Here is a 12,190-nt window from a genome sequence, read left to right on the forward strand (position 1 = left end):
GGAAGTTCGCGAAGCCCACTTCCCGGAGCAAGGCCACCCCGCCGGGCAAGGCCCCAGCGCGAGACCGTCCCGGATGCCCACTTACTCGTTGTCGCCCGCGGTCATCTGCGTTGCGGAGAGCGTGCCGTCGGCAGCAGTTGCAGCCGCAGCGTCGGGCCAGACCCAGTCGGTAAAGGCCGGGTGATCGAAGCCCTCATCGCACGCGAACTCAAAGGCCTCGGTGCGGAATGCCTCCCACTTATCAATCTGCTCCGCAAACTTATCGGCGTCGACCAGGCGCAGCACGTCGGCGGCCAGTGCCCAGCGGTCCATGTTGTTCAGGCGCAGCATGTCGAACGGCGTTGTCGTGGAGCCTTTCTCCTCGTAGCCGTGGACGCGGAAGGCATCGTGGCCGGGGCGGTTCCAAATCAGACGGCGAATCGTGCCAGCATAGGCGTGGAACGCGAAGAGGACGGGCTTCTCGCCGCAGCCGAACAGCTCAGCCCAGCGCTCGTCGCTGAGAGCCTGGTCGTTCTCGCAGACGTTCTGGATCTTGAGCAGGTCGACCACGTTGACGAACCATACCTTGATGCCCAGCTCGCGCAGCATGTCGGTTGCAGCCAGAGCCTCAAGCGTCGGCACGTCACCGCAGGTGGCGACCACGACGTCGGCCTCGGCGAGCGAATCGGCGGTCGATGCCCACTCCCAGGTCGCAACGCCCTCGGCGAGCTCCGCCTTGGCCTCGTCGACCGTCTGGAAGGTCGGAGCAGGCTGCTTGCCGCAGAAGATGGCGTTGACGCAGTCAGTGGACTGGTAGACGCGCTCGGCCACGGCGAGAGCCATGTTGGCGTCGGCCGGATAGTAGGCGTTTACGATGTGCGTGTCGTTGGCCTTGTTGAGCAGCAGGTCGATAAAGCCGGGGTCCTGATGCGAGAAGCCGTTGTGGTCCTGACGCCAGACGTGGCTCGACAGCAAAATGTTAAGGCCGCTGATGGGGGCACGCCACGGAATCTCGCGCTTGGTAGCCTCGAGCCACTTGCAGTGCTGGTTGACCATGGAGTCGACCACATGGACAAAGCTCTCGTAGGAGCTCCACACGCCGGAACGGCCAGTGAGCACGTAGGCCTCGAGGAAGCCCTCGCATTGGTGCTCGGACAGCTGCTCGACGACCTTACCGGAGCCTGCCAGCAGCTCGTCGTTGGCCTCGTCCTCGTAGAAGCCGGCGTCCCACTGCTTCTTGGTCACCTTGTAGGCAGCCTGCAGACGGTTGGACGCGGTCTCGTCGGGACCGAAGATGCGGAAGTCATCCATGTTCTTGGCCAGAACGTCGGCAGTGTACTCACCAAAGACGCGGGCGGCCTCGGTGGAGCCCCAGCCATGACCCTTAGTTGCGACGGGGACCTCGTGGGCATGAATATCGGGCAGCTCGAGCTCGCGACGCACCTTACCGCCGTTCGCGTTGGGGTTGGCGCCGATGCGCAACTCGCCGGTCGGCATAAAGGCCGTCACCTCGGGGCGCACCTGGCCCTCGGGCGTAAAGAGCTCCTCGGGCTTGTAGGAACGCAGCCACTCGCGCAGCACGCGGAAGTGCTCGTGGGTGTCCTTGGCACTCGCCAGCGGCACCTGATGCGCGCGCCAGGAGTCCTCGGTCTTCTTACCGTCGATCTGCTTGGGGCAGGTCCAGCCCTTGGGCGTGCGGAACACAATCATGGGGTAGGCCGGGCGGACCACGGTCTCGCCTGCGGCGGCCTGGGCCTGCGCGGTTGCCTTGATGTCACAGATCTCATCGAAGACCTGCTCAAACAGGGCAGCGAAACGCGCATGAATGCTTGCGTGGCTCTCGTCGTCAAAGCCGGCGACAAAGAAGTGCGGCTTATAGCCCATGCCCTCAAAGAACTTGGTGAGCTCCTCATCGGACACGCGGGCAAGGATGGTGGGGTTGGCGATCTTGTAGCCGTTGAGGTGCAGGATCGGCAGGACGATGCCGTCGGTTGCCGGGTTCACGAGCTTGTTGGACTGCCAAGAGGTCGCGAGCGGACCGGTCTCGGACTCGCCGTCGCCCACCACGGCCACGGCCAGCAGGCTCGGGTTGTCCATAACGGCACCGTAAGCGTGGCTGAGCGTGTAGCCGAGCTCGCCGCCCTCGTGGATGGAACCGGGCGTCTCGGGCGCAAAGTGGCTCGGGATGCCGCCGGGATAGGAGAACTGGCGGAAGAACTTCTGCAGGCCGGCCTCGTCATTGGTGATGTCGGGGCGAATCTCGCGGTAGGTGCCGTCGAGCAGCGACTGAGCAGTACCGGCGGGGCCACCGTGACCAGGGCCCATCAAGAAGATAGCGTTCTGGTTGTGGTCGGCGATCAGTCGATTGACGTGACCGAACAGGAAGTTGATGCCGGGCGTGGTGCCCCAGTGGCCAACCAGGCGGTGCTTAACGTCCGGACGACCGAAGTCGCGCACCTCACCGGTTTTCTCATCAACAAAGTCGGGGCGCATTAGCGGGTTAGAGCGAAGGTAGATCTGACCGACGGACAGATAGTTCGATGCGCGCCAATACAGGTCGACGCCCTCGAGCTCGGAAGCCGGCACCTCGTGGCCCAGCTTTTGCCACGGCGTCCCCAGTGTTTTAGCCATTGTTTATGTCCCTTCGCTGTGCGGTCACCCTCCAATACGGCAACCTTTCGTTGGGACCAGTATATTTGCTAAAACGTTTTATCATGGTGAAAAAACGTTTTACCACCCTTATCAATCCCATCGATTAGCAAAACGCGACATTCACCTGCGGCGTTGATTGTCACAGGTGCTCCACATTCGGTCTCTGCAAATTGGTAAACGTGTTTAGTTGTGTTTAGTAAGCTCGAGCACGCTGTCCTTAACGATAAGCTCCGGCTCCAGAACGACCTCTTCGGCACGCCTGCCGCCCCTACCGGCAAGACGCTTGGACATGCAGCCAAAAGCATGCTCCGCAAGGACACCAGGGTCCTGCTCAATCGCGGTCAGCGCCGGCTCAAAGAGAACGTCGGCCGCCGAGTTGTCATAGCTCACCACCGAGATATCGCCCGGGATGCTCTTCCCCATCTCGTGCAAGCGCTTGAGCAAACCGAGGGCAATGTTATCTGAGCTTGCGAACACGGCAGTGGCGTCAGTTGCGAGCACTGCCTCCGAGGCCTCGTATGCGCTCGGAATGTAGTACTCGCTCTCAAACTCCAAACGCGCGTCGATCGGCAGGCCAACCTCGCGCAGCGCGCGCTCATAGCCGGCAAGTCGCTTGCGACCCGTATTGGAACGGCGGGCATTAACCAGGCAGGCAATACGGCGGTGGCCTTGCTCGATCAGATAGCGGGTGGCCATATAGCCGCCCATCTCGTGGTCGAACATCACCTTGTCGCACTCGAGCCCCTCAATGGCACGGTCGACCATTACGGCCGGGATGGGCAGGTGGCTGACTTCTTCGCGCAGGGCGCGATCATCGGAGAACTCGTCACCCACCACCAGGAAGACGCCATCAACGCCGCGCGTCACCAGCTGGCGCAGCAGCTCCAGATCGTCATCGGCGCTTCCGCCCGAGCTGGTAATGAAGAGCGCATAGCCGTCCTCGCGGCAGCGCTTTTCCAGGCTACCGGCGAGCGAGGCAAAAAAGCGGCTCTCGATGTTAGGGACGATAAGGCCCAGCGTGCGCGACTCGCGCATGACCAGGCTGCGCGCAATCTGGTTGGGAACATAGTGGTTGCGCGCCGCGACCTCTTTGATGAGCTTGCGGTTTTCTTCCGAGATGCGACAGGGCCGATTATTGAGAACAAGCGAGACCGACGAGGGGGAAAGCCCCACCTCCTGGGCGATCTGCTTGAGGGTGACTTTGTTGGCCATCTCGCTCCTTCCGGGTTTACGCGCAATCTCTTGAAAGTATAGCGACTACCCCTCTACCTCGGTGATAAACACTTTACCAATCCGGTGGACGGCTGTTTTATCGCCGCCAGCGCACCAAATCCGTCCGGGTGGGGTATATTGCAATCGATTGATGACAGCGACCACCAAAAGGCGGATATTCGTATGCACGAGAACGATTTTTTTAACGAGGACCTGCTGTGCGCGCTCGCTGGCGTTGCCGGCGAGGACAACGTGCTGATGAGCGAGCCCATGCGCGAGCACACCACGTTTAAGATCGGCGGTCCGGCCGACGTCTTTGTCACGCCCGATACTGAGCAAGGCCTCGTCGCCACGCTCGATACCTGCTATCGCTGCAATCTACCACTCACCATCGTGGGCAACGGCTCCGACTTGCTCGTCGGCGACAAGGGCATCCGCGGCGTCGTCGTAGCGCTGGGCGAGGGCCTCTCCGACATTACGGTCGACGGCACGCACGTCACGGCGGCAGCCGGCGCCTTGCTTTCCGATGTCGCAGCCGCGGCAGCCGAGGCCGGCCTTACCGGCATGGAGCCCATCTCGGGCATTCCCGGATCGGTCGGCGGTGCCTGCTACATGAACGCCGGAGCATACGGCGCTTGCATGGCCGATGTGCTGGAGTCCGTGCGCGTCTACAAGCCCGCCCGCATGCTCGACGACGGCACCCGCGGTAGCGGCAGCATTATCGAGTTCGATGTCGATGAGCTCAACCTGGGCTATCGCAAGAGCCGCATTGCCGACGACGGTTTCGTCGTGCTTTCGGCCACTTTCAATCTCGCCCCGGGCAACGCCGCGATGATCAAGGCCGACATGGACGACTACCGCCAGCGCCGCGAGGACAAGCAGCCGCTCGACATGCCGAGTGCCGGCTCCACCTTCAAGCGCCCCGAGGGCTACTTTGCCGGCAAGCTCATCATGGACGCCGGCCTGCGAGGACACGCCATCGGCGGCGCGCAGGTGAGCGAAAAGCACTGCGGCTTCATCGTCAACGCCGACCACGCCACCGCAGCCGATGTCGACGAACTCATCCGCCACATCCAAGCAACCGTCAAAGACCAATTCAACGTAGACCTAGAACCCGAAGTCCACCGAGTAGGCGAATTCCTCTAACAAAGAAGGCCCCGAAAGGGGCCTTCACCATATTTATTCAGATAACCCAGTCCGGTGTGTCGCGCCCCGAACCCGAGAGGGCCGCGTGCCCGCCCGCAATATATTTGATTGATCGCGAGTTCCGCACGCAAAGAAGGCCACTTAATGTGGCCTTCGTCTTGCGCAGGACTGCCCGAGCAGGCAATCAAATATATTGCGGGCGGGCACGCGGCCCAGTCGGCTTTACGACAGCGCAATACCGCCAAGCCAGCCCCAACGCACGCCAGAGCCAGTACCATAAAAGCTGATGAACGAATCAAGCGACTTAGACGTAATGGCACCCTCGTTGCTCATAACGATGCCGCCGCCAACGTAGATACCCACATGACCGTAGATAAGGCCCGGAGCACCCGTGCCGCTGTGCGAGGAATCGGCCACGATCATGCCCACCTGCAGCGCCGAGCGATCGGAGCTATAGCACCAGGCGTTGAACATGTCGCAGGCGTTGCCGCCAAAGTAGCCAACGCCGGCGTTACGGAAGACATTGGTAACCCACGCCGCGCACCAGTTCTGACCCGGCGAAGGCGTGGAGTAGCACGCGTTGACGACAGCCTGCTGCTTGCCCGAGCCGGCATTCTGCTGCGGAGTTCCGGGCGCATACGATCCACCGCCCGAGCTCGAACCACCCGAGTAGGAATTGTTCTTGTTCGCGGCGGCCGCGGCAGCGGCGGCCTTCCTGGCAGCCTCCTCAGCCTGGGCGGCAGCGAGGATCTCGGAATCGCGCTGAGCCATGAGTTCCTTGACGTCGTCGGAAAGACCGTTCAGCACGGTCTGGACTTCTTGCTGCTTGGCCTGCATATCCTGCATCTGAGCCGTCTGCTGGTCCTTGAGTTTCTCCAGGTCGGCCTTTTGTGATTCGAGCTCGGTCTTCTGTGCGTCGAGCTCAGCCTGAATCGTCTGGATATCCTCGATGGCATCGCGGTCGCTCTTGTTGATCTTCTCAACGTAATGCGCGTTGGCGACGAGTTCCTCAAACGAGCCAGAGGCCAGCAGCAGCGACAGGATGTTCGTACCGCCGGACTTGTAGCTGGCGGCCACGCGATCGGAAAGGTCGTTGCGCTTCTTCTTGAGCTCGGCCTTCTTTTCATCGATCTGGGCCTGCGTGTCGTCAATCTTGCCCTGGACATTCTCGATGTCGTTGAGGGTCTGGGCATTCTTGTTGGCCAGCGCCGCATACTCATTTGCGATGCTGTCGAGCTGGGCCTGAACCTCGTCGAGTTGGGCCTGGGCGGCATTCAATTTATCGGTGGTTTCTTTGGAAGCCTCCGCCGCATGGGCGCGAGTGGGCAGGCCAAAAAGAACTGCCGCAGAAGCGGCGCCGAACAGGGCCTTAAGGGCAGTGCGGCGCGAGAGCTCCTGGGAAAGGATGGAATCGCTGTTTGGTGACATATGTACTCCGTTACACGCTTATTTATATGTCGCTCAACTCATACATATTAGCGTACATATGGCGCGTCCCAACGATTTCCACGAACGGCAGGAAACTACAAGGTCGGCGGCTCGTAAGCAATTGTCAAATTTGAGGTAACAATTGAGCAAGCTCTTATATGAGTACGTTAACATAATCCTCTGCTTTTCCTACAGTGCACCATTTGGGCGTCCCCGCCTGCGCTATACTCCCCTCTAGAAGTGTTCCTGATTCGATAGGAGACTACATGTCCAAAGCACTCGACCCCAAAGACACCTGCGTCCTCGTTACCGGTGGCGCCGGCTTTATCGGCTCGCACACCGTCGTTCAGCTGCTCGAGGGTGGCTACCAGGTCGTCATCGTCGATGATCTCTCCAACTCCAGCGCCGTCGCCGTCGACCGCGTCAAGACCATCGTGGGCGACGAAGCCGCCAAGAACCTCACCTTCTACAAGGCCAACGTGCTCGACCGCGATGCGATGAACAAGATCTTCGATACCCATCAGATCGACCGTGTCATCCACTTTGCCGGCTTTAAGGCCGTCGGCGAGTCGGTGAGCAAGCCCGTCGAGTACTACCACAACAACATCGAGAACACCCTGGTGCTCATCGACGTCATGCGCAACCATGGCTGCAAGTCCATCATCTTCTCGAGCTCCTCGACCGTCTACGGCGACCCGGACAACCCGCCCGTCACCGAGGAAGACCCCAAGAAGCCCGCAACCAACCCCTATGGCTGGACCAAGTGGATGATCGAGCAGATCCTTATGGACGTCCACACCGCCGACCCCGAGTGGGACGTCGTGCTGCTCCGTTACTTCAACCCCATCGGCGCTCATCCGTCGGGCCTGATCGGCGAGGACCCCAAGGGCATCCCCAACAACCTGGTGCCCTATGTCGCCCAGGTCGCCGTGGGCAAGCTCGAGGCCGTTCAGGTCTTTGGCAACGACTACCCCACCCCCGACGGCACCGGCGTGCGCGACTACATCCACGTGTGCGATCTGGCCTCTGGTCACGTTGCCGCCCTTAACTGGATGAACGGCAAGACCGGCGTCGAGATCTTTAACCTGGGCACCGGTACCGGCACCTCGGTACTCGAGGTCGTCGCCGCCTTCTCCAAGGCTTGTGGCAAGGAGCTGCCCTACGTGATCCGCGAGCGCCGCGCCGGCGACATCGCTGCCAACTGGTGCGATGCCTCCAAGGCCGAGCGCATGATGGGCTGGAAGGCCCAGTACGACATCGCGGACATGTGCCGCGATAGCTGGAACTGGCAGAGCCACAACCCCAACGGCTTCGCCGACGCCGAGTAGCAAAAACCTACATACCGTTCTTGCCCCGATCTCACGTTGTGAGGTCGGGGCTTTTTTCATGGCATGTAGCCATTCGCCGAAAATCGACCAACTTTTTTATCTTGCCTGTACATGTTTAAACAACATGTTTTACAATAGGCGTATCGAATCAGAACATCGGAGGCGGACTGCACACCCATCGGCAGGCCGACCCCACAACAAGAAGGTTGGTGAGCGCATTCATGGAGCGTGCAAGCGGCGTCCTCATGCCCGTCTCATCTCTGCCCGGACCATACGGAATCGGCGGCTTTGGCTGGAATGCCTACGACTTCGTCGATTTTCTCGCCTCGTGCAAACAACATTACTGGCAGATTCTGCCCCTTACGACGACCAGCTATGGCGATTCGCCTTATCAGTCGTTCTCGGCCCGCGCAGGCAACCCCAACTTTATCGACTTTGCCGAGCTTATCGAGGCAGGGTATCTGGAGCAGCGCGATATCGATGGCGTGTATCTGGGATCCGACCCCAGCAATGTTGACTACGGTGCTATCTTTGGCGGCCGCCGTCAGATTCTCGACCGCGCCGCCGAGCGCTTTGCTGCCGACAAGCCGGCCGATTTCGATGACTTTATCCAGGGCAACGAGGACTGGCTCATCCCCTACTGTGAGTTCATGACCGTCAAAGAGGAGTGCGGTCTCAAGGCGTTTTGGGAGTGGCCCGCGGAGCTCCGCACCCGCGGCGAGGCTTCCGCCAAGGTCTGCGCCGACCATCCGGCGCGTATGCTCTACCACCAGATGACGCAGTACTTCTTCGATCGCCAGTGGAGCCGCCTCAAGGCCTATGCCAACGAGCGCGACATTCTCATCATCGGCGACCTGCCCATCTATGTCTCGCGTGACTCCGTCGAGATGTGGGCGACACCTGAGCTCTTTAAGATCGACGCCGCCGGCAATCCCGTGAGCGTCGCCGGCACGCCGCCCGACCAGTTCTCGGCCACCGGCCAGTACTGGGGCAACCCCATCTACGACTGGGACGCCATGGAGGCCGACGGCTTCTCCTGGTGGGAGGGCCGCATTCGCGCCGCCCTCGACATGTACGACGTCATCCGCCTGGATCACTTCCGCGGCTTCGAGGCCTATTGGGAGGTGCCGTTCTCCTCGCCCGATTCGTCCTACGGTTCGTGGACGCAGGGTCCCGGCCTCAAGTTCTTCAAGACGCTCGAGGAAAAGCTCGGCACGCTGCCCATCATCGCCGAGGACCTGGGCTTCCTCACCCCCGGCGTCATCGACATGCGCGACAACTCGGGCTTCCCCGGCATGAAGATCCTGCAGTTTGCCTTTGAGGGCACCAACTCGTACTACCTGCCGCATAACTACATCGCCAACACCGTCGCCTATGTGGGCACCCACGATAACGAGACGGCGCGCGGTTGGTTTGAGGGAACGGCCACCCCGCGTCAGCGCGAGCAGGCAGCCCTGTACACCCATCAGCAGGCCGGCGAACCCATGGCAGATGCGCTCAATCGCACCATCGCCGCCAGCGTGAGCGACACGTGCATCTACACCATGCAGGACCTGCTCAACTTGGGCAACGAGGCGCGCATCAACACCCCTGCCACGCTGGGCGGCAACTGGACCTGGCGCATGCTCGACGGCGCCATCACCCGCGAGCTCGAGCACAAACTCACTGACTGGACCGAGACCTACTTCCGCATCCCGTCGGAAGCCGAAATCGAGCTTCCTCAATAGGAGCTACCGCGCCCGACCCCTCCCCACCGTGCGGACGCGCTTGCTTACCCGCGCGAGGCCACCCCAATCCCCTCGCGCGGGATTCTTATGAATTGCAGACATGTAATCAACCCATTACAGGAGGAAACATGCCCCAAATTAACCTCATGGAACTCGCCGAGCAGTCTTTTGGCACCTCGCTCGAGCAGCTCGACGACCGTCGCATTTACAAGCTGCTGGTCAAACTCGTGCAGGAGCGCTCCGCCGCCTGCCCGCTCAACAACGGCAAGAAAAAGCTCTATTACATTTCCGCCGAATTTTTGATCGGCAAGCTGCTCATCAACAACATGATCGACCTCGGCATCTACGACGAGGTTAAGGACCAGCTCACCGCCGCAGGCCACGACCTCAACAAGATCGAGGAGTTCGAGGTCGAGCCGTCGCTCGGCAACGGCGGCCTGGGCCGCCTGGCCGCATGCTTCCTGGATTCCATCGCCACGCTGGGCTTGACCGGCGATGGCGTGGGCCTCAACTATCACTACGGCCTGTTCCGTCAGCGCTTTGTCGACAACCAGCAGAAGGCCGTCCCCGACGAGTGGCTCGGTGAGCAGGACATCCTAGTCGACGACGACCGCTCCTACACCGTCGAGTTCGGCGATTTTGCCGTTACCTCCAAGCTCGTCAACATCGACGTGCCCGGTTACGGCCAGCCCACCAAGAACCGTCTGCGCCTGTTCGACCTGGCGAGCGTCGACGACGGCCTGGTCCCCGGCAGCTCCATCGACTTCGACAAGACCGAGATCGCCAAGAACCTCACCTTGTTCCTCTACCCCGACGATTCCGACGAGCAGGGCCGCCTGCTTCGCATCTACCAGGAATACTTCATGGTGAGCAACGCCGCCCAGCTCCTGATCGACGAGGCCATCGAGCGCGGCAGCAACCTGCACGATCTGGCCGACTACGCCGTGGTCCAAATTAACGACACGCACCCCACCATGGTCATCCCCGAGCTCATTCGCTTGCTCACCACCGAGCATGGCATCGAGTTTGACGAGGCCGTGACCATCGTACGCTCCATGGTCGCCTACACTAACCACACGATTCTTGCCGAGGCGCTCGAGAAGTGGCCGCTCGTCAGCCTGCAGAAGGTCTCCCCTGCCATCGCCGACATTATCGTCAAGCTCGATGAGATCGCGAAGGCCGAGCACGATGACCCGCGCGTCGCCGTCATCGACGAGCACGACACCGTCCACATGGCCCACATGGACATCCACTTTGGCTTCTCCATCAATGGCGTAGCCGCCCTCCATACCAAGATCTTGGAGGACACCGAGCTTCATCCGTTCTACGAGATCTATCCCGAGAAGTTCTCCAACAAGACCAACGGCATCACCTTCCGCCGCTGGATCCATGGGGCCAACCCCGCGCTCGCCAGCCTGCTCGACGATGTGATCGGCACCGACTGGCGCAGCACCGGCGATCTGAGCAAACTCGCCAAGTTCGCCGACGACAAGGATGTTCTTGAGCGCCTGGCCGCCACCAAGGTCGAGGCCAAGGCCATCATGCGCCAGTTCATGGCGCTCGAGCAGGGCGTGACCATTCCCTCCAACGCCATCATCGACGTCCAGGTCAAGCGCATCCACGAGTACAAGCGCCAGCAGATGCTCGCGCTCTACATCATCTGGAAGTACCTCGATATCAAGAACGGCAACAGACCTAAGCACCCCGTCACCATCATCTTTGGCGGCAAGGCGGCGCCTGCCTACACTATTGCGCAGGACATCATCCATCTGATCCTGACGCTGTCGCAGTGGATTGCAAACGACCCCGACGTGGCTCCCTACCTGCAGGTTGTCATGATCGAGAACTACAACGTCACCGCCGCCGAGCGCGTGATTCCCGCCGCTGACATCTCCGAGCAGATCAGCCTGGCCTCCAAGGAGGCGAGCGGCACCTCCAACATGAAATTCATGCTCAACGGCGCCCTAACCCTGTGCACGCTCGACGGCGCCAACGTGGAGATCGCCGAGCTCGTCGGCGACGAGAACATCTACACCTTTGGTGCCTCGTCCAAGCAGGTCGAGCAACTCTACGCCGACGGCACCTATGACGCCGGCACGCTCTACCGCAAGCCCGGAATTAAACTGCTGGTGGACTTCATCACCAACCCGGCCTTTATGGCAACCGGCAACGCCGAGCGCCTGCAGCGCCTGCACGACGACATTAAGGGCAAGGACTGGTTTATGGCCCTGCTCGACATTGAGGAGTACATCCAGACCAAGGAGCGCGTGCTGGCCGACTACGAGGACCAGGACGCCTGGATGCGCAAGGCGCTCATCAATATCGCCAACGCCGGCACCTTCTCGTCCGACCGTACGATCTCCCAGTACAACGACGAGATCTGGCACCTGAGCTAATTCGGTTTCATCGCCCATCCTCTTGAAAACGGAGCCACGGCAACGCGGCTCCGTTTTTTGTGCCCGCGTGTTGCCCGTGGCCCGCCTCGACCAAACAATCTCGATCTGTAACACCTAACCGGCAAAATTGGGTCTATCTGTTACAGATCAAGACAAACAGAATTGTCCCGATGAACTGTCTCGATCTGTAACAGGTAACTGCCGAAATCAGCCTCTCGTGTTACGGATTGAGATGGAAGGACGGGCAGCTCAACAACATCTCAACTTGTAACACCTAGGCCCAATTTGGCCCTCCTCCTGTTACAGATCAAGACAAACTGAC

General features: G+C 60.7%; 7 protein-coding genes. 4 read left to right on the forward strand and 3 right to left on the reverse strand.

Features of this window, described 5'->3' with window-relative positions; translation table 11 throughout:
* Window positions 1-81: 81 nt before the first annotated feature.
* On the reverse strand, window positions 82-2,610 hold the full coding sequence (locus DW796_RS09145; RefSeq protein WP_118094942.1) for a phosphoketolase: 2,529 nt from the start codon (window positions 2,608-2,610) through the stop codon (window positions 82-84).
* A 204-nt stretch (window positions 2,611-2,814) separates the two neighbouring features.
* Window positions 2,815-3,843: a LacI family DNA-binding transcriptional regulator gene (locus DW796_RS09150; protein ID WP_089573627.1), complete on the reverse strand. Its 1,029-nt coding sequence runs from the start codon at window positions 3,841-3,843 to the stop codon at window positions 2,815-2,817.
* Window positions 3,844-4,026: 183 nt separating this feature from the next.
* Between DW796_RS09150 and murB the strand changes: the two genes are divergently transcribed.
* Window positions 4,027-4,989, forward strand: a complete 963-nt coding sequence (gene murB, locus DW796_RS09155) for a UDP-N-acetylmuramate dehydrogenase (RefSeq protein WP_118094944.1) — start codon at window positions 4,027-4,029, stop codon at window positions 4,987-4,989.
* A gap of 222 nt (window positions 4,990-5,211) precedes the next feature.
* On the opposite strand, the gene DW796_RS09160 is transcribed toward murB, so the two are convergent.
* Entirely contained in the window at window positions 5,212-6,417 is a 1,206-nt protein-coding gene (locus DW796_RS09160; protein WP_118094946.1) for a hypothetical protein, read from the reverse strand.
* 266 nt (window positions 6,418-6,683) lie between these two features.
* Here DW796_RS09160 and galE point away from each other — a divergent pair, with 266 nt between their 5' ends.
* From galE to glgP, 3 genes are all read left to right on the forward strand, one after another.
* Window positions 6,684-7,745 carry a UDP-glucose 4-epimerase GalE gene (gene galE, locus DW796_RS09165; RefSeq protein WP_117736891.1) on the forward strand — a complete coding sequence of 354 codons (1,062 nt, stop codon included), beginning with the start codon at window positions 6,684-6,686 and terminating at the stop codon, window positions 7,743-7,745.
* A 209-nt stretch (window positions 7,746-7,954) separates the two neighbouring features.
* Window positions 7,955-9,472 (forward strand): 4-alpha-glucanotransferase, encoded by a 1,518-nt coding sequence (gene malQ, locus DW796_RS09170; RefSeq protein WP_233539717.1) that lies wholly within the window; start codon window positions 7,955-7,957, stop codon window positions 9,470-9,472.
* A 128-nt stretch (window positions 9,473-9,600) separates the two neighbouring features.
* Window positions 9,601-11,868: a glycogen/starch/alpha-glucan family phosphorylase gene (glgP, locus tag DW796_RS09175; RefSeq protein WP_118094950.1), complete on the forward strand. Its 2,268-nt coding sequence runs from the start codon at window positions 9,601-9,603 to the stop codon at window positions 11,866-11,868.
* Window positions 11,869-12,190 lie beyond the last annotated feature (322 nt).

The sequence above is a fragment of the Collinsella sp. AM31-2AC genome (assembly GCF_003469285.1).
Lineage (GTDB): Bacteria > Actinomycetota > Coriobacteriia > Coriobacteriales > Coriobacteriaceae > Collinsella > Collinsella aerofaciens_AT.